This is a genomic window from Acidimicrobiales bacterium (assembly GCA_016794585.1).
Lineage (GTDB): Bacteria > Actinomycetota > Acidimicrobiia > Acidimicrobiales > DATDAH01 > JAEUJM01.
The window spans coordinates 165,567-186,213 of sequence record JAEUJM010000009.1; the positions used below are offsets into that span (position 1 = coordinate 165,567).

General features: G+C 74.0%; 19 protein-coding genes. 11 read left to right on the forward strand and 8 right to left on the reverse strand.

Features of this window, described 5'->3' with window-relative positions:
• The first annotated feature begins 56 nt into the window (after positions 1 to 56).
• Positions 57 to 2,672 (forward strand): hypothetical protein, encoded by a 2,616-nt coding sequence (locus tag JNK12_03915; protein MBL8775048.1) that lies wholly within the window; start codon positions 57 to 59, stop codon positions 2,670 to 2,672.
• A gap of 5 nt (positions 2,673 to 2,677) precedes the next feature.
• Here JNK12_03915 and JNK12_03920 read toward each other — a convergent pair whose 3' ends face one another.
• The gene (locus JNK12_03920) at positions 2,678 to 4,330 is read right to left on the reverse strand and encodes a GAF domain-containing protein (GenBank protein ID MBL8775049.1); all 1,653 of its coding nucleotides are present in this window, start codon (positions 4,328 to 4,330) and stop codon (positions 2,678 to 2,680) included.
• A gap of 234 nt (positions 4,331 to 4,564) precedes the next feature.
• Here JNK12_03920 and JNK12_03925 point away from each other — a divergent pair, with 234 nt between their 5' ends.
• Positions 4,565 to 6,064: a PcfJ domain-containing protein gene (locus tag JNK12_03925; protein ID MBL8775050.1), complete on the forward strand. Its 1,500-nt coding sequence runs from the start codon at positions 4,565 to 4,567 to the stop codon at positions 6,062 to 6,064.
• Between the two features lie 38 nt (positions 6,065 to 6,102).
• On the opposite strand, the gene JNK12_03930 is transcribed toward JNK12_03925, so the two are convergent.
• Positions 6,103 to 6,483, reverse strand: a complete 381-nt coding sequence (locus JNK12_03930) for a group 1 truncated hemoglobin (protein MBL8775051.1) — start codon at positions 6,481 to 6,483, stop codon at positions 6,103 to 6,105.
• A 120-nt stretch (positions 6,484 to 6,603) separates the two neighbouring features.
• Between JNK12_03930 and JNK12_03935 the strand changes: the two genes are divergently transcribed.
• The 3 genes from JNK12_03935 to JNK12_03945 all read left to right on the forward strand — a co-directional run bounded on the left by JNK12_03935 (position 6,604) and on the right by JNK12_03945 (position 9,288).
• A complete protein-coding gene (locus JNK12_03935) occupies positions 6,604 to 7,185 on the forward strand; it encodes a 1-acyl-sn-glycerol-3-phosphate acyltransferase (protein ID MBL8775052.1) in 582 nt (193 codons plus the stop codon).
• 330 nt (positions 7,186 to 7,515) lie between these two features.
• Positions 7,516 to 8,082: a hypothetical protein gene (locus JNK12_03940; protein MBL8775053.1), complete on the forward strand. Its 567-nt coding sequence runs from the start codon at positions 7,516 to 7,518 to the stop codon at positions 8,080 to 8,082.
• Between the two features lie 123 nt (positions 8,083 to 8,205).
• The gene (locus JNK12_03945; GenBank protein ID MBL8775054.1) at positions 8,206 to 9,288 is read left to right on the forward strand and encodes a hypothetical protein; all 1,083 of its coding nucleotides are present in this window, start codon (positions 8,206 to 8,208) and stop codon (positions 9,286 to 9,288) included.
• 107 nt (positions 9,289 to 9,395) lie between these two features.
• Here the strand turns inward: JNK12_03945 and JNK12_03950 are convergent, their stop codons facing one another.
• The gene (locus JNK12_03950) at positions 9,396 to 10,931 is read right to left on the reverse strand and encodes a DUF222 domain-containing protein (protein MBL8775055.1); all 1,536 of its coding nucleotides are present in this window, start codon (positions 10,929 to 10,931) and stop codon (positions 9,396 to 9,398) included.
• A 371-nt stretch (positions 10,932 to 11,302) separates the two neighbouring features.
• On the reverse strand, positions 11,303 to 11,827 hold the full coding sequence (locus JNK12_03955; protein ID MBL8775056.1) for a pyridoxamine 5'-phosphate oxidase family protein: 525 nt from the start codon (positions 11,825 to 11,827) through the stop codon (positions 11,303 to 11,305).
• A 72-nt stretch (positions 11,828 to 11,899) separates the two neighbouring features.
• Between JNK12_03955 and JNK12_03960 the strand changes: the two genes are divergently transcribed.
• Positions 11,900 to 12,442: a TetR family transcriptional regulator gene (locus tag JNK12_03960; GenBank protein MBL8775057.1), complete on the forward strand. Its 543-nt coding sequence runs from the start codon at positions 11,900 to 11,902 to the stop codon at positions 12,440 to 12,442.
• A 133-nt stretch (positions 12,443 to 12,575) separates the two neighbouring features.
• On the opposite strand, the gene JNK12_03965 is transcribed toward JNK12_03960, so the two are convergent.
• The 3 genes from JNK12_03965 to JNK12_03975 form a co-directional block, all read right to left on the reverse strand.
• Positions 12,576 to 13,568, reverse strand: a complete 993-nt coding sequence (locus JNK12_03965; GenBank protein MBL8775058.1) for an alpha/beta hydrolase — start codon at positions 13,566 to 13,568, stop codon at positions 12,576 to 12,578.
• Positions 13,569 to 13,695: 127 nt separating this feature from the next.
• The gene (locus JNK12_03970) at positions 13,696 to 14,601 is read right to left on the reverse strand and encodes a hydroxymethylglutaryl-CoA lyase (protein MBL8775059.1); all 906 of its coding nucleotides are present in this window, start codon (positions 14,599 to 14,601) and stop codon (positions 13,696 to 13,698) included.
• A complete protein-coding gene (locus JNK12_03975) occupies positions 14,598 to 16,601 on the reverse strand; it encodes an acetoacetate--CoA ligase (GenBank protein MBL8775060.1) in 2,004 nt (667 codons plus the stop codon). The genes JNK12_03970 and JNK12_03975 overlap by 4 nt, the downstream gene beginning before the upstream one ends.
• A 122-nt stretch (positions 16,602 to 16,723) precedes the next feature.
• Here JNK12_03975 and JNK12_03980 point away from each other — a divergent pair, with 122 nt between their 5' ends.
• The 4 genes from JNK12_03980 (at position 16,724) to JNK12_03995 (ending at position 19,672) form a co-directional block, all read left to right on the forward strand.
• The gene (locus JNK12_03980) at positions 16,724 to 16,924 is read left to right on the forward strand and encodes a ferredoxin (GenBank protein ID MBL8775061.1); all 201 of its coding nucleotides are present in this window, start codon (positions 16,724 to 16,726) and stop codon (positions 16,922 to 16,924) included.
• Entirely contained in the window at positions 16,924 to 18,132 is a 1,209-nt protein-coding gene (locus tag JNK12_03985) for a cytochrome P450 (GenBank protein ID MBL8775062.1), read from the forward strand. Before JNK12_03980 ends, JNK12_03985 begins: the two co-directional genes overlap by 1 nt.
• Positions 18,129 to 19,352: a PQQ-dependent sugar dehydrogenase gene (locus tag JNK12_03990; protein ID MBL8775063.1), complete on the forward strand. Its 1,224-nt coding sequence runs from the start codon at positions 18,129 to 18,131 to the stop codon at positions 19,350 to 19,352. The genes JNK12_03985 and JNK12_03990 overlap by 4 nt, the downstream gene beginning before the upstream one ends.
• Positions 19,353 to 19,414: 62 nt before the next feature.
• The gene (locus JNK12_03995; protein MBL8775064.1) at positions 19,415 to 19,672 is read left to right on the forward strand and encodes a hypothetical protein; all 258 of its coding nucleotides are present in this window, start codon (positions 19,415 to 19,417) and stop codon (positions 19,670 to 19,672) included.
• 223 nt (positions 19,673 to 19,895) lie between these two features.
• Here JNK12_03995 and JNK12_04000 read toward each other — a convergent pair whose 3' ends face one another.
• The gene (locus JNK12_04000) at positions 19,896 to 20,126 is read right to left on the reverse strand and encodes a CsbD family protein (protein MBL8775065.1); all 231 of its coding nucleotides are present in this window, start codon (positions 20,124 to 20,126) and stop codon (positions 19,896 to 19,898) included.
• A gap of 181 nt (positions 20,127 to 20,307) precedes the next feature.
• Here JNK12_04000 and JNK12_04005 point away from each other — a divergent pair, with 181 nt between their 5' ends.
• The gene (locus tag JNK12_04005; GenBank protein MBL8775066.1) at positions 20,308 to 20,631 is read left to right on the forward strand and encodes a hypothetical protein; all 324 of its coding nucleotides are present in this window, start codon (positions 20,308 to 20,310) and stop codon (positions 20,629 to 20,631) included.
• The last annotated feature ends 16 nt before the right edge of the window (positions 20,632 to 20,647 follow it).

The following is a 20,647-nucleotide window of genomic DNA, read 5'->3' on the forward strand; positions in this document are numbered from 1 at the left end:
ACTAGGGCGACGGGCCGTCGACCCGTTCGCCGGTCGTCCCACGCGAAGCTCTGGCCATGGATCCTGCGTCGACGAGCGCCGTGTTGATGGTGTCGCACACCCACTGGGACCGGGAGTGGTACCGGACCTTCGAGGCCTTCCGGGGGCGCCTGGTCGACACCGTGGACCGGGTCCTCGACCTGCTCGCCGTCGACGCCGGCTGGAAGTTCCTGCTCGACGGCCAGGCCATCGTCGTCGAGGACTACCTCGCCGTGCGTCCCGGCCGCCGGGCCGAGCTCGAGGCGGCCGTCGCCGCGGGCCGGCTCGGCGTGGGCCCGTGGTACGTCCAACCCGACTCGTTGCTGCCCAGCGGCGAGGCGCACGTGCGCAACCTGCTCGAGGGCCGCCGGGTGGCCCGGTCGGTGGGCGCCTGCTCGGAGGTGGCGTACACCCCCGACTCGTTCGGCCACCCCTCGCAGCTGCCGGCGATCTTCGCCGGCTTCGGCCTCGGCCCGTTCGTGTACTGGCGCGGCAACGGCAACGAGATCGACCGGCTGGGCCCGGTCTACCGCTGGGAGGCCCCCAGTGGCGACGCCGTGACCGCCTACCACCTCGGCCGGGGTTACTTCGCGGCCGCCTACCTGCCCGAGGACCCGGAGGAGGCCGTCGACGGCCTCCTCGGGGTGCTGGACCGGCTGGCACCCGTCGAGCGGGCACCGGTGGTGCTCATGAACGGCATCGACCACTGCCTCCCGGACGCGCACACCGAGGCGGTGGCCGACGCCCTCGCCGCCCGGCTCGATCGCCCGGTGACCCGTGGTCTGCTCGACGACCTGCGGGAGGCCATCGACGAGGAGGGCCGCCCGACCTTCCACGGCGAGCTGGTCGGGGCGCGCGTGGCCAACCTCCTGCCGGGCGTCTGGTCGACCCGCCTCGGCCTCAAGCTCGCCGATCGCCGCGCCGAGCGGGCACTCGTGGGATGGGCCGAGCCCTGGGCCGCGCTGGGCGCGGTGCTGGGGACGCCCGACGAGCGGCCGTCGCTCCGCGCCGCGTGGCGGGCCCTTCTGCCCAACCAGGCCCACGACTCGATCTGCGGCTGCTCGCAGGACGAGGTGCACCGCCAGATGCAGGGCCGCTACGCCACCGCCACCGAGCTGGCCGACCAGACCACCACCCGTGTCCTCGAGCGCCTCGCCGGCCTGGGCCCGACCCGGGCCACCCCCTGGTCCACCGAGCTGGACCTGGCCGTGTTCAACCCGTCGCCGGTGGCCCGCACCGACGTCGTCCGGGTGGCCCTCGACGGCCACCCCGTCTACCGGCTGTCCGACATGGGTGGCGACATCCATCCCCTCACCCTCCTCGACGGCACCGCCATGGGCTACGAGGCCGACGGCGCCCCCGCCCGCGTGGTGCCGGCGATCGACCCGGCCCGCATGCGGATGTGGGAGGGGATGCCGGGTGTCGACCTCGAGCTCGTCGTCGCCGACGTCCCCGCCTTCGGCTGGCGGCGCCTGCACCTGGCGCCCGCCGAGCCGCACCCCGACGAGATCGACGACGGGCGCACCATCGGGTCCGGGGACCTCACGGTGACCGCGGCGGACGACGGGACCCTCACCCTCGTCGCCGGCGGGCGGGCCTTCCCTGGGCTGGGCGCGCTCGAGGACCTCGGCGACCGGGGCGACACCTACGACTTCGACCCCGTTTCGGGCGACCGCGACGCCGGCGCCGAACCGGCGGCCGTGTCCGTCACCCGGCTCCGCCACCCGTCCGGGCTGCAGCGGCTCGTGGTCGAGCGCACCCTGGCGGTGCCGGCGGGCCTGGTGGACGGGCGCGACGCCCGGCGCGACGACACCGTGCGGGTCACGGTGACGCTGGAGGCCCGGGTGGCGCCGGGGATCGACCGGGTCGACCTCGCGGTCGAGGTGGCCAACCCGGCCGAGGACCATCGACTCCGGCTCTGCTTCCCGACCGGGTCGCCCGTCGACACCTTCCGCGCCGCGACGACCTTCGACGTCGCCGAGCGCACCACCGGCCCCGTCGACGACGAGGGATGGGAGCACCCGGCCCCTCCCACCTTCCCTCACCAGGGGTGGATCGAGGCCCACGGGCTCATCGTCGGCGCACCGGGGCTCCCCGAGGCCGAGGTGACGGCGGGCGGCGTCGTCAAGGTGACGCTCCTGCGGTCGGTGGGCTGGTTGGCCCGGCTCGACCCGACGACCCGCCCCATCCCCGCGGGGCCGGGCCTCGCCACGCCCGAAGCGCAGTGCCCGGACGGCGTGCGCGCGCACCTCACCCTGCGCGTCGCCGGTGAACGCCTCGGAGCGGCCGACGTGGCCGCCGCCCAGGTCGCCGACGAGCTCGGTCTGCGGGCGGTGCCCGCCGGTGACGACCGGCTCGTCGAGCCCGATTGCAGCCTCGTCGCGATCGAGCCGTCCGGCGTGGTGCTGTCGGCGCTGAAGCCCGCCGACGACGGCGATGGCCTCGTGATCCGACTCGCCAACCCCGGCGACGAGGCGGTGACCGCGGTCGTCGACCTGGGTGCCCCCGTGGCCGCGCTCGCGGTGTCGGCCGAGTCCGTGCGCCTCGACGAGACCTCTGACGGCGGCGCGGCCACGCTCGACGACGACCACTCGTGCCTTCATCTGGACGTGGGCCCCCATGGCCTGCGCAGCGTCCGCCTGCGCCTTCGCTGAGGCGCTCAGTCGGTCAGGGGCACGGCCCAGGTCACCACGGTCCCGCCGTCCGCTCCGGGCTCGAGGGTGGCGGTGCCACCGTGCGCCTCGGCTCGCTCGCGCAGGTTGCGCAGGCCGTTGCCCCGGCGAGCGGCGGGGTCGACGCCGACGCCGTCGTCGGCGACCGTGACGGTGAGGACGTCGGTCACGGTGACGTGCACCTCGACGGCGGTGGCCCGGGCGTGGCGCGCTACGTTCGAGAGGGACTCGCGCAACACCGCCACCACCTCGTCCGCGAGCGTCTCGCCGACGACCGTGTCGATGGGCCCGTCGAAGCCGAGGCGGGGCTCGTGGCCGATGGCCCGCCCCGACTCCTCGACGACCGCCAGCGCTCGGCGGCGCAGGTTCTCGGTGGCGGAGCGCTGGGTCTCCAGGCCGAAGATCACCGTGCGGATGTGGCGGGCGATCTCGTCCAACTGGTCGACCGCGGTGGCGACGCGGTCGCGGGCGGCGGGCTCCTCGATGAGGCGGGCCGCGCCCTGCAGGGTCAGTCCCGTGGCGAACACGCCCTGGATGACCGTGTCGTGCAGATCGCGGGCGATGCGGTCCCGATCCTCGAGCAGGGCGACGTCCTGGATTCGGGCCCGCTGGCGCTCGTGGTGCACGACGAGGCTCGCCTGTCCGGCGAAGGAGCTGACGATCTCCTGCTCGAAGGTCGCGAAGGGCCGGGTGTCGACCCGACGGGCCACGACCAAGGTGCCGAAGGGACCGTCGTCCGCCTCGAGCGGGACGAAGAGCGCCGGCCCGAGATCTCCCTGACGCTGGAACGGGCCGGATCGGGGGTCGTGGGACACATCGTCGAGCAAGATGGTCTCGCCCGTGCTCAGCACCTGGCCACTGACGCTGGCGTGCCGGTCGAAGGCGGTCCGGTGGAGGCTGTCGGCCCCGGCCCCGACGGCGATGTCGATGCGCAGCTGCTCGCTGCCCGGGACCGGCAGGGCGATGGCCGCGAGGTCGGCACCGGCCAGCGCCTTGGCCCGGGCCGCGATCTCCCCGAGGATGTCGTCTCGCCCGGCGCCGTCGAGGAGGGCCTGGGCGACCTGCTGGAAGGCGGCGAGAGTCGCTTGTCGGCGCTCGGTCTCGGCGTGCAGTCGGGCGTTGTCGATGGCCACGGCGGCAGCCGCGGCGAGGGCCTGGACGAGCTCCTGATCGATGTCGGTGAACGCCTCGGCCGTCGTCTTGTCGGTGAGGTAGAGGTTGCCGAAGACGCGGTCCCGGGTGCGGATGGGCACGCCGAGGAACGAGGTCATGGGCGGGTGGTTGGGCGGGAAGCCGGCGCTCTCGGGGTCCTCGTGGAGGTCGGCCAGGCGCCGGCTGGAGGCGTCGTTGATGATGGCGCCGAGGAGGCCCAGGCCCTTCGGCAGGGCGCCGATGGCCCGGTGGGTGTCGTCGTCGACGCCCACCGTGATGAACTCGTCGAGGCGGGTGCCGGCATCGTCGAGGACCCCGAGGGCGCCGTAGCGGGCGTCCACCAGGGCGACGGCCGCCTCGGTGATGCGGCGCAGGGTGGCGGCGAGGTCGAGGTCCGAGCCGACGGTCAGGACCGCGTCGAGCAGCCCGCGCAGGCTGCGCGGACCCACGTGGGTGCTGGGGGGCTCCCAGCCCTCGCTCGGGGTCATCTCGCTGGGGTCGCTGGGGTCGCTGCGGTCGGTGGCGGCGTCATGGCCCTCCCAGGCGCACCGACATCGGCGCGCGTCTCCTCTGCGCCGCCCTCGCGGAGGAGACTCTAACCCCTCGCTCCCCGCGGGTTCGGTGGACGACGAGCCGGTTCCGGGGCCGACCGGTGAGGGCCCGGGTCGAGATCCCCAGGGTTGTCCACTGGACTCCGAACGCCCGTTCGGTAGCGTCGCCGCATGGCCCTCGCAACCCTCGACGCCGTGCAGGCGGCGTGGGAGGAGCGCGGCGCCGTGGCCACCCTGCGGGTCGTGCCTCTCGGAGACGGAGGGGACCTGGCCGAGGCGTCGACCACGCTGCGCTTCACCGCCACGGACGGCCGGGTGCGGATCGGGCTCGTGCTGCTCGACGGCCGGCGGGAGATCGACGTGTCGATCCAGCCCGCCCTCGTCACCCGGGTGGTGGGCGGCGGCGCTCCGTCGACGGAAGCGTCCGCCCTGGTGTGCCGGTGGCTCGCGGCCTTCGCCTGCGCCCACGGCATCCGGTGCCCCGAGGATCTCTCCCGCGCCGGTCTGCTGGCCGTCGTGGGCGGGGTGTCGTTCCCGCTCCTGGGCGCGGCCATGGCGGGCGGCGCCGCTCCCCTCGAGGAGGTGCCCCGGTGGGCGGCCGGCGCGCTGGCGGCGCCCACGGCCAGAGCGGGGGCCCAGGTGGTGTTCCCCGGACGGGCCACCCGCCCCGTGGTGGCCGCCCTCGCCGAGGCCCTGGTGTCCGGCGTCCCCGCACCTGCCCATGGTGGTGACCCCGCCCGGGGCCCGGCGACCGTCGCCCTCTACCCGCTGGCCCTGGCCCGCATGGCCCCGGCACTGGGCCCGGACCGCCTCACCCGCGTGCTCGGGGCGACCGACCCCTGGCGAGCGCCGGGGGAGTGGCCCGAGGTCGACCTCGTCGATGGGGCGGCTCGTCTGACCCCGCACCTCGGCGAGCACCGCACGGAGCGGTTGCTCCTCGACGCGGCTCGCCTCGACGACGGGCCCGCGCTCTTCGCCGAGGCCGTGGAGGCGTATGGCGTGGTCCGGCCGCGAGCCGGCGCCCGGCTGCCCAACCGCCTCGCCGAGTTCCGCGAGCACTGCCGGAGCCTCCTGCCCCCCGACCCGAACCCGTCCGGGGTCGTCGCCCCCACCCGGCGCCGGCCCCGCGCCCGGGCCGCCACGACCCGGCGACCGCTGTCGGTCGCCCCGCGGCCGGCGCCGCCACGCGCCCCGACCGCGGTCGCACCCGCCCCGCCGCCCCCCACCCCCGAGGAGCGCCGTCGCGCCATGTTCCACGCACCGCGGACCCGAGGGTCGCAGCCGGCCGAGCACGTGCCCCTCGAGCACCCTGCGGCGGTCCTGGCGCTACGCGGTCGGGAGGTGGCGGGGTCGGGACGGGAGCCGTTGCGGCTCGTGGTGCCGCGCACCGGTGCCGAGCTGGCCGCCTGGGGCGAGCGGCTCCACAACTGCCTCGGGGGCTTCGCCGCCGCGGTCAACGAGGGCCGGAGCATCGTGGTGGGCGTGGAGTCGTGCGACCGACTCGTCTACGGCATCGAGCTGCGCCCCGATGGGGTGATCCGCCAGTTCCTCGCCACGCACAACCGTCCTGTCCCGCACCCGGACGCACGCGCGGTGGTCGGGGCGCTCGCGGCGGCCGGCGTGGTGCGAGCCGATGCACCAGCGAACGGGCACTGGCTCGACCCGGGCTGACCCCTGGCGAAGCGGCGACGGGACGGCCCGTCCCGTCCTCAGCCGGCGTCGCCGTACTGGCCCACGACGTCGTCCACGTAGAGGGCGAGGCGGTCGGCCACCCGATCGACGGTCGAGCGGGGCAGGTCGCGCTCGGCCAGCGTGTCGCAGAACAGCTCCACGAAGCGGGAGAACTGGCGGCCGGTGATGGCCTGGCGGGCGTGGGCGGCGCGCAGGTCGGCGTCGGCGACGTGGTCGGTGCTGCCGAAGGCGACGCCGAGGAACTCCTCTTGCATGTGGACCAGGCGGGCCACGTCCACGCCGGCGAAGACCGGCCCGAGATCGGGATCGGCCACCAGGCGCGTGTAGAACTGCTCGACGATCTCCTCGAGGGCGCGCTCGCCGCCGATGGCCGCCAGGAGGTCCGGGGTGTCGTTCATGGCTCCAGCCAACGTCGTCCGGGCGGTCGGGGCCAGAGCAGAAGGTCACTCCGGCGTGCGGAGGCCACGTTGCGCGAGCCCCGGTCACGGAGGGTGGTCGGCGGCCCCTAAGGTGGGGGGATCAAACGTGCTCTCGGCAAGATCGTCGTCCGGCTCTTCCGCTACCGCATCGTCGGCGATCCGCCACGGGTGCCGGTGTGCGTCATGGTCGCGGCCCCCCACACCTCCAACTGGGACTTCATCTTGATGATGGCCATGGCGTGGGCCACCGGCGTGCGCCCGATGTGGCTCGGCAAGAAGGAGATGTTCGCCGGGCCCGCGGGCTGGCTGTTCCGCCGCATGGGTGGCGTCGCCGTCGATCGCGAGAACCCGGTGGGGCTCGTCGACTCGCTCGTGGCACGTGCCGGGGACGGGAGCCCCGTGGCCATCCTCATCCCGCCGGAGGGCACCCGGGCCAAGAAGACCCACTGGAAGTCGGGCTTTCGCCGTATCGCACTGGGCGCCGACGTGCCCGTGCTGCTCAGCTTCCTCGACGGGCCCACGCGCACCGGCGGCTTCGGCCCGATGCTGCGCATGACCGACGACGTCGTGGCCGACATGGACCAGATCCGGGCGTTCTACGCCGACAAGCACGGCATGAAGCCGGGCCTGTTCACCCCGCCGGAGCTCCCCGAGGAAGCCGCCATCCGCGACGTGGCCTGAAACGAACGGCACCGCGTGACGATCGGCCCTTTCGGGCGGGCGTCCCGCCCGCGATGATCCTGCCGTGACGTTCTCGATGATCCGACCGGCGGTACGGCCGGTGCTCGAGCTGCTGGGGCGCGACCTGCGCGCCACGGCGCTGGCCCAGGCCGCTGATGCCGGCCTGCCTCACGGGGCTCCGGACGACTCCGTCGTCGAGGCCGCCGAGGTCGAGGGGCTGCCGGCGCCCGTGCAGCGCTACTTCCGGTTCATGCGGGTGGTGGGGCCCCGCGTGCGTGGTCCCTCGCCGCCCGGTTCCGGGGTCGCTTCAACCTCCAGGGGCGGGGCTGGATGCCCGCCGAGGCCTGGCAGTACAACTGCGCCCACCCCGTCGCCCGCATCTTCCACATGCGCCTCGACATGGCCGGCGTCGTGCCCATGGTCGGGCGCGACACCCTGCTCGACGGCGAAGGCCGGATGGTCGGCCGGCTCCTCGGGCTGGTGCCGGTGGCCAACGGCACGGGCGTCGAGTACGACGTCGGCGAGCTCACCACGTGGTTGAACGACGCTCTCGTGCTGGCCCCGTCGATGTTGCTCTCCCAGCAGGTGACCTGGGACGAGGTCGCCGACGACACCTTCGACGTGGCCCTGACCCACGGGAGCCACACCGTGCACGCGCGGGTCTCGCTCGACGAGAACGGCGCCATCCGGGACTTCTCCAGCCGCGACCGCTGGGCGGCCATGCCGGGAGGGCTGGTGCAGGCGGAGTGGACGACCCCCTTCGACGGCTGGGTGCTGGCCGCCGGCCACCGCCTGCCCCTCAGCGGGCGGGCCATCTGGCACCTCGACGACGGCCCCCTGACCTACGCCGAAGGCGCCTTCGTGCCCGGCAGCGTCGCGGTCAACCTGCGCCCGTAGCCCACCCGCGTCGTCGGTCGCTCAACTCGGCCGGGCGACGACGGCTCTGGCCGGCCGTCAGGACGTGTCAGGTGTCACGCGGCGGGGCGGAACCCGGCCCGGGCGACCCGCCGTCTGAGGGGCATGTCTTCTCCGACCGCCTTCGACGACACCCAGTTCGACCTCGACCTGTCCGACCACCTCGACCAGTTCCCCGACCCCGTGGTGCCGAGTGACCATGACCGCGGCGCCGGCGACCTCGCGGCCGACGTCGTCTTAGGCGTCGCCCTCGTGCGCGATCCCTGGGGCATGCCTGCCGCCGACGGCGGCGATCAGGTCCTCGACGCTCCGGCGCTCACCGTGACCGAAGCGGCCACCGAAGACGTGGCGGTGACCGACGCCGATCCTGCCCCGGCGGTCGCCGTCGCCGAGCCGGTCGTCACCACTGCGGCCGCCGCCGAGCCGGCCGCCGCCACCACGGTCGAGGACGTCCCCGTCCCGTGGGTGCCGGCCGAGGGTGGCACCGCCACCTACCCCGCTGCCGTGGCCAGAGCCGTGGACCCGCCCACCTCGGTGCACTCGGTGTTCGCCGTCACCCCGCCGCAGGGGACGCCCGTTGTGGTGCTCCCGCCGCTCCCGCCGGCGCCCCCCTCCCGGGGCGCGTCGTCCCGGGCGGCTCGGCGCCGTCGTCGGGTGGTGGCGGTGCTCGGCGCCGTGCTGGCGGCGGGGCTCGTCGCCGGTGGGGCCGGTCTCGCCATCGCCACCAACGATGACGGCGAGGGCGATGTCTTCGAGGCCGCCTCACCCGGTGACACGGTGGCGCTGCCGCCGGCCGGTGCCCAGGCCGACAAGCCCGACGACGACGAGGTCGTGCCGGTCGTGCCGGCGGCGCCCGATGCTCCTGACGCCGCCGACGAGGTGCCGGCTGCGGGCGACGCCGCCGATCTCGAGCGGGCGGCGGACGCCGTGACCGCGTTCCTCGCCGTGCGGGGGACCGACGACGAGCGCGCCGTGAGCAGCCAGGGCGGCCGGGGCGAGCTCGACGCCGCCATCGCCGCCATCGGACGGGCCGTCCCCCAGGGCGACCCTGCTTGCTCGGTCGGCGCCGCCGCCGGCACGTTCGGCTGCGTCCTCGACACCGACCAGGGCCCGATCACCTTCACCGTCGGCCCCGACGCCGACGACCCTCAGACCAGCGGTTTCGAGGTCATCGGCGCCACCGCCTGACCACCGACCACTCCCTTCACCCGGCGCAGGGCACAACGGCGTGCCCTGCGCCGCGGCGCGGACGGGGGCGCCCTGCGCCGTACGGCGGAGGCGTCGGCCGGGGGCGCTCAGGGGCCGCGGCCGGTGGGTGGGTCGTCGCCGATCGGGGGACCGGTGCCCTTGAGCCGGTTGCCGGTGCCGCACTGGCAACGGAGGTTGCTGATGGCGGTGGGGCCGCCGCGGGAGCGGGGGATGACGTGGTCGATCTGGCAGTGGCGACCGGGGACGGCGCAGCCGGGATCACGGCACACGCGGTCGCGGATGATGACGGCCTCGCGGAGGGCACCGGTGGGATAGGGCCGGGTGGTGCCGAAGTCGAGGACCTCGCCGTCGGGGCCGAACACGATTCGGCGGAGCCCGCCGGCGATGCCGAGGCCGAGGGCCTGAGAGGGCGCGATGGGGGTGTAGTCCTCGAGCTCGCACAGGGTGTCGGGGCGGAGGTGGGTGAAGCCGGGGGCGAACGGGTCGGGGGCGTGCCACCAGTCGGGCAGGACCCGGTGGCGGCGGGTCGGGGGCGGCCCGGCGTACGGCTCTGGTGTCCGTGCCGAGCCCGGATCGGTTGTCGGCTCGGGGAGATCGTCGTCTCCGGCGTCGACGGTGCCGTCGCAGGTGGGGCAGCGCCCACCGGGGTCGGCGTCGGGGTCGAGGCCGAGTAGGCGAGCGAGCGCCGGTGGGAGCTGGCAGGTGCACCCGCCGAGGTCGGCGAGGGTGGCGGCGGCCTCGGCGCACAGGGTGTGCCAACCCATCATGACGTTGAGGACCCACCGGGGTCCGTCCGCCGGGGCACCGTGCGCCCGCGAGCGTCGGGCCATCTCCACGAAGGCGTCGGCGCGGCGCTGCTTGGCGGTGCGCCGCAGGTCCCGCTGGGTGGCCCGCTCGCCGACCCGGGCGCGGGCTTCGGCCCAGTCCGCTTCGAACATCTCCTGTTCGATCCGGTGGAACTCGTCGAGGAACTCGGTGCCGCCGAGTGGATCGAGCCACGCGTCGAGACGTACGAGGTCGTCGAAGGTCCGCGATGCATGGCCTTCCCGCCGTTGCTCGGCGTCCCTGGCCCGCTTCTCGGACCGGTCGGGTTGCACGAACGAGCGCCAATCGCGGACCTTGCGGTCGAACTCGTCGAAGTCCAAGGTCTCGGCCGACTCCACCAGGTCGGCTTCGGCGGCGGCGAACTCGTCGACCACGTCTCGGGTGCGGGCCCGCACAAGCACCGCCACGTGCTCGGCGCCGATGCGGCCGGCCGCGAAGGCGGCTTCGGTGAGCGGCATCTCTCGGAGGGAGCGCGCCTGCGCGGCCTGGTGCTTCACCTGACGAGGGTTGACCTTCGCCTTTGCTCCCAGCCACGTCGCCGCCGTCGGATGCCCCTCGATGCGGTGTTGGCCGCTGGCGTCGAACGCGCCGAGCACCCGAGCCTTGGCCGCCGCCACCATCCGCTCCGCCGCCACCATCGCCATGAGCGCCTCGCCCAGCACTGGCCCGGGGCGGCCGGCCCATGGTTGGTCGAGCACGTCGGTGGCGGCCTCGCGCAGTAGAGCGAGCGCCGCGAAGCCCGGATCGTGCGGAGGTTCGCTTCCTGCCTCGTTCGCTTGCAGCTCGATCACCGACACGGCACCACTTCCTGTCCGGGCTGCCCTGCACACGCCGACGGCGGCGCCCGGAACCCACGATTCGACTGGCTTGGGGAAGTGGCAGCCGACCCTGCTCGACGGTCTCCCGCCCCAGCGGCTGCAAGCTGGTGACGTCACCCTAGACGAACGTGCGTTCGAATGCAACGAGGAAAGGGCCGAGGTGCGGGCGTGGCGACCCCTCCGCCGCACGAGGGGTGATCAGCGAACGAGGACGGGGCGGTTGAACGTCGTGTTGACGACGATCGTGTCCGTGAGCCCGAGGCGGTCGACTCCGCGATGGAGAGGCCCTCGCCGACCTGGAAGCGGTCCCAACGGATCCCGTGAAGTGAGCGACAGTGCGGGCGATGGGCCTAGTCCTGGCCGGCGCCGCCGTCGTCCGGCATCCAGAAGGCGAAGAGTCGTCGCGGGTCGATGCGGGCGTACGCGGCGCCGTCGAGGACCTCCAGCCAGGAGTCGCCGTACCGGGGGAGGTAGATGTCCAGCAGGGTCTGGCGGAGCTCGGCGTGCTCGTCGGCGTCGACGTCGATCCTCTGGGCGACCCCGTGGACGCTGACGGCGAAGTGCTCGCCGGGAAGGTGCGTCGCGCTGACCGCCGGCCGGGCGTCGAGGTGCCGGAAGCGCACCGATGCCGGCGATGAGCCGAAGTGGAACGCTCCCCGGTAGAACACGCCGTCGACCGGACCGGTGATCGGGCGGCCGTCGCGAGTGGTGGTGGCCAGCGTGAGCAGGCACATGCCCTCGAGGCTCGAGGCGAGCCCTTCGGCGTCGAGTCGCCGCTCGGGAGCGTGGATCTCGCGCAGGTGCTCGCCCGCGCTCGCGTAGCTGTCGTCGATCACCTGCTGGAGTGCGACCAGGTCGTCCGGTCGTTCGTGCATCGGAGGCTCCTTGCTCTTCTCGGGGGCGCGGGTTCTACGGTGTAGAGGAGTGAACTACTCTACACTGTAGAGATGTCGGTGCGGCGGGGAACCTTGTCGGTGGAGCAGATCGTCGAGGCGGCGTCGGTCGCGATCGACGAGGACGGGCTGGCCAAGCTGTCGATGCGCCGTCTCGGTGCCCGCCTCGGGGTGGACCCCATGGCGATCTACCACCACGTCGACGACAAGCAGCAGCTCCTCGCGCTGGTGTTGGCGAAGGTCCTCGCGGAGATCCCGGCGGTGGACCGGGAGCAGCCGTGGGGGGCCAGGGTCCGGGCGTGGGCGGTCGCCTACTGGGAGATCGCGTCGCGAAACCGGGAGGTCATCGGTGCGGCGCTCGCCGACCCGGTCATCGCCAATGGCGCATTGCGCGCCATCGAGCCGTTGACCGACGCGCTCGCCGAGAGCGGCCTCGGCCAGGCCTCGATCGAGCCGGCGGCGTTCCTGATTGTCGACTTCGTGCACGGCTCCGCCCTGAGCGGCGTGGTCCCTGAGCGCCACGACGACCTGCGGGCCTGGTTCGAGCAGGGCCTCGACATCGTGATCGCCGGCATCGAAGCGACCGCCGGCCGCTGAGCACCCGTGAAGGGGAACAGGCGCGAGCGGAGCCGGGCCCTCCCGCTGCTGGGGGTGGCGCCGAAGTCACCCTTCGCCCGGTACTGGCGCCCGTCGGCTACCGCGCGGTCCCAACGGGGTGGGCGCTGGTGGTCTACCTGGTGCCCACGGGCGTCGCCGCGGCGGCGGGGAGGAGGGCGACGCGGCGACGCCGCGCGCCGGAGCGTCGGCGGCGCCGGGTGCCGACCTCGTCGACGGTCGGAGGCCGAGGTGACACCGCGAGACAGGCGCCGACGAGCGCGTGCCGGAAGTCGTCGCCGTCGCCGGCCACCACGTGGTGATTGCCGTCGATCTCGTACTTCACGGCGCCGGGGATGGTCTCGGCCAGCTTGTGTTGGCGGTGCGCGGGCACCAACCGGTCGCGGCCCGTGATGATCACCGCCGTCGGCACGTCGATCTCGTGGGTCCATTCCCGAGAGGTGAACCTCCCGACCTCGCGTGCCGCCTCGAGGATGGTGCCCACCTCGCCTCGTCGCAGCTCCGCGACCGCCCAGTCGGTGTGGGGACGGCTCGAGAAGAGGCGGGACGCAACCCACTCGGCGCCGTGTGCGCCGGCGCGCACCGCGGTCAGGTGAGGCAGGCCGGCGAGCACGCCGAGCCCGCCGAAGAGCAGGCGCTCCCGGGGGTGGCCGCGGAAGTCGCGTGCGGTGGCACACAGCACCAGCCCGTCGACGCGCTCGCGGTGCCGATGCCAGACGAGTTGGGCGATGGGTCCGCCCATCGAGTACCCGACCGCGGTGAACTGGTCGATGCCCAGGCAGTCCGCGAGGGCCACCACGTCCTCTGCGCAGTCGGTGAGCCGGAAGGGCTCGGCGGACCGGATGCCTCGGCCGTGCCCACGGTGGTCGGGTGCGATCACTCGGAAGTGTCGCCCGAGGGGGGCCAGGACGCTGTGCCAGTTCAGGTCGGCGTTGGCGCCGAGGCCGTGCAACAAGAAGACGACCGGGGCGCCCGGCGGCCCGGCGACCTCGCGGTAGAACAGCGAGCCTCGGCCCGGGAGGTGGGCCGTGTGACCGGGCGGGAGGTCGGGCCGGTCGACCCTGCCGGTGGCCTCGGGGGGAGCCGTCGGCTCGGGGAGAAGGGACACAACTGTGTCATTTCCCGTTTTCGGGCGCCTTCAGACCGTGACCTTCGGCTCACACCCCGCATCTTGGTGACCGGTCGGTCACACGACGTCTCGGATCAGGGGCGGAGCGGGCTGGACGACAGGGGTCTCAGGGGCTGGCGAGGCGGGTGCGGGGGCCGGCGTAGACGAGGCGGCTGGGGAGCTCGTGGCCCACGAGCTCCGCCGCGAGGTGGGCGGCCTCGAGCAGGGGATCGAGGGCGATGCCGGTGGCGACGCCGAGGTCGTCGAAGAGGGCCACCGCCGCCTCGGTGGCCACGTTGCCGGCGGCGCCGGCCGCGAACGGGGAGCCGCCGAGGCCGCCCACCGAGCAGTCGAAGCGGGCGACGCCGGCCTGCCAGCCGGCGTAGAGGTTGAGCAGGCCCGTGCCGCGGGTGTCGTGCAGGTGGAGACCGACGTCGGGACCCGTCCGTGCCAACAGGGCCTCGATCAGGCGGGGGGTGCCCATACCGGTCGTATCGGCCAGGGTGAGCGCGCTGATCCCCGTGTCGAGCACCCGTCGGCAGAGGGCGTCGACCTCGGCAGCGGACAGGTCGCCCTCGTAAGGAGAGCCGAAGGCGCAGGACACCACCGCATCGACCGGGACGCCGGCGTCGCCGGCCAAGGCGGCGATCGCGGTGATGGCGCCGACCGACTCGTCGATGCTCATGCGCACGTTGCGCTCGTTGTAGGTGGCGGACGCGGAGATGGTGACGGTCAGCTCGTCGACGCCGGCCGCCAGCGCCATCTCGGCCCCGCGGGCGTTGGGGACGAGGGCCGTGCGGGTCACGCCGTCGGGCCGCCCGATCCGAGCGATCACCTCGTCGCTCCCCGCCATCGCCGGGACGGCCTTGGGGCTGACGAAGGCACCCACCTCGAGATGGGTGACGCCGGCTGCCAGCAGGGCGTCGATGAGCGCCACCCGCTGCTCGACGGTGACCGGGTCCTCCCCTTGGAGCCCGTCGCGGGCCCCGACTTCACGGAGGATGACGGCGGCGGGGCCGGCGAGGGTGCTCACGAGGCCAGCTCGGGGCGGCCGGCGAACGAGGACAGGGCGTCGGGGTTCGCGATGGCCTCGAGGTTGCGTACCTCGCGGCCGTTCACCACGTCGGTGACGGCCAGCTCGACGAGCTTGCCGCTGCGGGTCCGGGGGATGTCCTCCACGGCCACGATCCTGGCCGGGACGTGGCGGGGCGAGCAGTCGGTCCGGACCCGCCGGCGGATCTCGGCCACGAGGTCGTCGTCGAGCGCGTGCCCGTCGGCGAGGCGGACGAAGAGGACGATGCGGGTGTCGTCGTCCCACTCCTGGCCGACGGCGATGGCCTCGGTGACCTCGGCGAAGTTCTCCACCACCCGGTAGAGCTCGGCGGTGCCGATGCGCACGCCGCCGGCGTTCAGGGTGGCGTCGCTGCGGCCATGGATGACCATGCCGCCGTGCTCGGTCCAGCTGGCGAAGTCGCCCTGGGCCCAGACGTCGGGGAAGCGCGAGAAGTAGGCGGAGGTGAAGCGGCGGCCGTCGTCGTCGCCGAGGAAGCCCAGGGGCACGGAGGGGAACGGGGTGCGGCACACGAGCTCGCCCTTGACCCCCGGGCCGACGGGGGCGCCGAGGTCGTCGTACACGTCGACGTCCATCGCCAGCCCCGGTCCCTGGATCTCACCGGGCCACACGGGGCGGGTGGGGTCGCCGGCCACGAAGCAGCCGCAGAGGTCGGTGCCGCCGGAGATGGAGGCGAGGTGCAGGTCCGTGCCCACGGCGTCGTAGACCCACTCGAAGCCCTCGACCCCGAGGGGCGAGCCGGTCGAACAGATGGTGCGCACCGCGCTGAGGTCGTGCGACTCCCCGGGGCGGATGCCGGCCTTGCGGCAGGAGTCGATGAACTTGGCCGAGACGCCCAACAGGTTCACCTGGTGGCGCTCGGCGAGCGAGAAGAGCGCCTCGGGCCCGGGGTGGAAGGGGTTGCCGTCGTAGAGGACCAAGGTGGCGCCGGCGGCGAGCCCGGACATGAGCCAGTTCCACATCATCCAGCCGCAGGTCGTGAAGTAGAACTCGCGGTCCCCGGGGCGCACGTCGCCGTGCAGGCGGTGCTCGGTGAGGTGCTTCAGGACCAGGCCGCCGGCGCGGTGGACGATGCACTTCGGCTTTCCGGTCGTCCCCGACGAGTAGAGGATGAACCCGGCCTGGTCGAACGGGAACCGCTCGGTGGGGACGGGGGTGCCGCGGTGGGGAGCGAGGACGTCGGCCCACAGGCGCGCCCCGGGGGGCACGCCGGCCGGCTCCGCGTCCACGAAGGGCACCACGACGGTGGCGCGCAGGGTGGGGAGCGCCGCGGTGATCTCGGCGAGGCGCCCCAGGCAGTCGAAGGACTGGCCCCCGTAGCGGTAGCCGTCCGCCGCGACGAGCACCGTCGGCTCGATCTGGGCGAAGCGGTCGAGCACGCCGTTGACCCCGAAGTCGGGTGAGGTGGACGAGAACACCGCGCCGAGCGACAACGTCGCCGCCATCAGCACGAGGGTCTCCGGGGTGTTGGGCATCCACGCCGCCACCCGGTCGCCCGGCCCGACGCCGGCGTCGCGGAGCGCGGCGGCCGCCGCTCCCACCTCGACCCGTAGCTCGCCCCAGGTGAGGGTGCGGGTCGGGCCGGCACCGTCACCCAGCCCCTCGACCCCCTCGATCGCCTCCCCTTCGAAAACCACGGCGACGGCGTCGGGCGCCGCGCCCCGGCCGTGCAGGAGGTTCTCGGTGAACGAGATCCGCGCCTCGGGGAACCAGCGCACGCCGGTGACCGGGTGCTCACCCGGGCCGGCCGGGAGGAGGGCGACGTCGCCCCGGTCCCCGAGCACCCCGCCCCAGTCCCAGAGCTCCCGCCAGAAGGCGCCCGGGTCGGCCACGGACCAGGCGTGCAGGGCGAGGCTGTCGGCCAGCTCGAGCCCGAGGCGCTCGTTCACCGCGAGGCGCAGCGAGGTCATCGCGCTGGACGCCACCCGCTCGTCGTCGGGCACCCACAACGGTCCGCTCACGGCGCTCACCCTCGCGGACGGCTCGCGTCGCCGCAACCGGTGTCGCCCGTGAGGGGTGACCCCTTCCCATCCCGTATCTTTCGGGGAGGCGCTCACGGCGCGCCGGCCAGGAGGCGAGTCCCATGCAGGTAGTGATCGACGACGAGAAGTGCCAGGGCCACGGCCGCTGCTACGCACTGGCCCCCACCGTGTTCGACCCGGACGACCTGGGGCAGGGCACGGTCATCGGTGACGGCATCGTCGCCCCCGCCGACGAGGAGAAGGCCCGGCTCGCCGCGGCCAACTGCCCCGAGCTCGCCATCACCGTCGTCGAGGACGCCTGATGGGCCTCCACGAGCCCGTCGCCGACTGGGCCACCGACTTCGACCACACTGACGACGCCTGGGTGGCGGATCCCTTCCCGATCTGGTCCGACCTGCGCGAGTCGGCCTGCCCCATCGCCCACACCGACCGGTACGGCGGCGGGTGGCTGCCCACCCGTTACGACGACATCGACGCCATCGCCCACGACACCGAGCGCTTCACCTCACGCAGCATCGTGATGTCCGAGCACCGGCCCCCGCTCGACATGGCGCCGGCCGGTGTGGCCCCTCCCATCTCGTCCGACCCCCCGTTCCACCAGGGCGCCCGCCGGGTGCTCCTGCCCGCCTTCGCCCCCCAGGCCATCGCCAAGCTCGAGCAGTCCACCCGTGACTTCTGCGAGCAGCTCATCGCCGAGATGGGTGACCGCGAGGTGGTGGACGGCGCCGTGGACTACGCACAGCACATCCCCGTGCGGGTGATCGCCAACATGTTGGGCTTCCCCCAGGAGGACGCCGACACCTTCCGGGCCTTCGTCCACCACACCCTCGAGGGCGTCGATCTCCCCCAGGAGGAGCGTGCCCTCGGCTTCCAGAAGCTGTTCGGGTACCTCGAGGACCAGGTGAAGGACCACATCGCCAACCCCCGCGACGACCTCACCTCCTTCCTGCTGAGCACGGAGATGGACGGTGAGCACCTCAGCGCCGAGCACGTGGTGCGCACGATCGGCCTCATCCTGATCGCCGGCATCGACACCACCTGGAGTGCCATCGGGGCGTCGATCTGGCACCTGGCGGGCCACCCCCAGGACCGTGCCCGCCTGGCCGCCGAGCCCGATCTGCTCCCGGTCGCCATGGAGGAATTCCTCCGCGCCTACGCCCCCGTCACCATGGCCCGCCTCGTGCGCGAGGACATGGACTACGAGGGCTGCCCCATGAAGGCCGACGACTGGATCCTGCTGTCGTTCCCGGCGGCGAACCGCGATCCCCGGGCCTTCGACCGGGCCGACGAGGTGGTGCTCGACCGAGAGGTCAACCGCCACGCCGCCTTCGGGCTGGGCATCCACCGCTGCGCAGGCTCGCACCTCGCCAGGATGGAGCTCAAGGTCGCCCTCGAGGTGTGGATGGAGCACTTCGGCGACGGCTTCGAGCTCGCGGACCCGGGGGCGGTCACGTGGTCCGGCGGCCAGGTGCGCGGCCCCCGCACCCTGCCCGTCCGCATCCTGCGGTGATCCCGGCCGCCGGGGCCCGGGCGGCGACGGCCGCCCTGGTCGCGGCGGCGCTCGTCCTCGTCGGCGGCGCGCCGGTCCGGGCCGCGCGACCGGCGGGCGGTCCGGAGGGCCTCGCCTCGGTGCAAGTGGCCCTCACGCCGGTGCTCCAACTCGACGCCCCCATGGCCCTGGCCACCCGGGCGGGCACGGACGACCTCTACGCCGCGGAGCGGGCCGGTGTGGTCGTCCACCTCGTCGCCGGCGACGACGGCTCCCTCACCGTCGACCCGACGCCGGTCCTCGACCTGAGCAGCCGGACCACCACCGACAACGAGCGAGGGCTGCTCGGTCTGGCGTTCTCACCCGACGGCGCCCACCTCTACGTCCACTTCACGAATCCCGGAGGCGACACCCGACTGGTGGAGTACGCCATGGCGGGGGAGCAGGCCGTGCTCGCCTCCCGTCGCACCTTGCTGCGCGTCGCCCAGCCCATCCCCAACCACAACGGCGGTCAGCTCGCCTTCGGCCCCGACGGCCGTCTCTACCTCGGCCTGGGCGACGGGGGATCGGGGGGCGACCCCCTGGGCAACGGGCAGGACACCTCGACCCTGCTCGGCAAGATCCTCCGCATCGACCCGACCCCCAGCGGCAACCGCGCGTACACGGTGCCCCGCTCCAACCCGTTCGTCGGCGGTCGGGGTCCGGCCGGCGTCTCCTCCCGGCCGGAGATCTGGATCTACGGCGTGCGCAACCCGTGGCGGTTCAGCTTCGACCGGGCGACCGGCGCACTGTGGGTCGCCGACGTGGGCCAGGACAGCGTGGAGGAGGTCGACCGCCTGCCCCGGCGCACCGGGCGCAACGCCGGCCGGGGCGCCAACCTCGGATGGGCCCGTATGGAGGGCGACCAGCCCTTCGGCGGCGCGAGCGAGCCGGCGGGCCACACGAGGCCGCTCTTCACGTACCCCCATGGCCTCAACAACGAGAACGGCTGTGCGGTGACCGGCGGCTACGTGTACCGGGGGACCGCGGTGCCTGCGCTCCGCGGTGCCTACGTGTACGGCGACCTGTGTCGCGGGCAGGTCCGTGCCCTCCGCCAGCGCGGGGGAGCGGTGCTCGACGAGCGGAGCCTGGGCGTGGGGGTCGGGTCCGCCGGGCTCATCGGGTTCGGCGAGGACGCCGGCGGCGAGCTCTACACCCTGGCCGGCGACGGCTGGGTGTCCCGGCTCGATCCCGTCCCCTGACGACCCTGCCACCCGCCGGTCCGCCTGTTCTGGCCGGGCACCCCTCCGGTAAGGGGTCGAACATGCGCATCACCCTCTTGGGCGATCTGGGCGACGAGAACTACGAGCTCATCTGGGCCGACGGGACCCTCCGCGGGACGCCCCGCCTCGTCGAGCGCTTCGAGGCTGCGGCGGCCGACGCCGGCGACGACCCGCTCGCGTTCATCGCCGCGGTCGAGCGCGGCCTGCCCAACCGGCCGCAGATCGTGGTGTGGCCGGAAGCGCCGGCCGACGATCCCTCGCCCGGCGGTGCGCCGTCCCGGAGCCGCTCGACGCCCTGATCGTCACCCCTGATCGGATCGACACACCCCTGATCCACACACCCCTGACCGGCGGGCATGTGCCGCCTGCGGGCGCCGATCGTCGAGCACCAGTGTCCATCGTCGAGCACGCGTGTCGTCGAACAGCGCGACCCCGACGCCTGTCGCCTCGTCCCTGGGCGGGCGCGGCTCGGCCCCGCCGCAGGGGCGGGGCCGAGCCGGCAGGCGTTCCAGACGAGGCGGGCTACTCGGCGGCGCGCTGCTGGGCCTCCTGGGCCTCGGCCTCGGCGCGGGCCTTCTCCGCCTCCGCCTCGTGCTTGGCCACGTCGCGCTGGGCCTCGGCCTTGGACTGCTGAGCCTCGCCCTCGCGCTCGAGGTCCTCGTTGCCGATGACGGTGCCGGCGGCCTCCTTGGCCTTGCCCTTCACGTCCTCGACGACGCCCTTGATGCCTGACTCGGGTCCGGTGTCTCCCATGGGAGGTCTCCTCGCTGTTCGGTGTTGTGTTCGGTGTTGGTTCGGGGTTGTGTCCGGTCTGGCCGGGGTCGGCCGTCCTGGCCGATGTCGTCGCCCTACCCGTCCTCGGAGGCCACGAGACGTGCCGCCCGCCACCTCCCGGCGCGTTCTGTGCTGCGCCCCACGAGGGAAGGAGCACGGGGTGACGACGGACGCAGCCATGCCGACCGACGAGCCCCTGACCGCGGCCGAGGACGACGTGACCCGAGACGGTGGCCAGTTCGGCGCCGCGGAAGACGCCCTCGTCCACTGCTTCACGTGCGGTCGGGACTTCCCCGCGGCGGGGATCGACGCCTCCGCCTCCCGCCGCCTGGAGGGGGCGTCGGACCCCGCGGACATGCTCCTCGTGGTCGGGGTCACCTGCCCGCACTGCGGGACCGGCGGGTCGCTGACCTTGGGCTACGGCCCGGAGTCCACCATCGAGGACGCCGAGGTCGTGCGGGCGCTGGACCGCGGCGGCGCCTGAGCCCGAACCGCCCCGG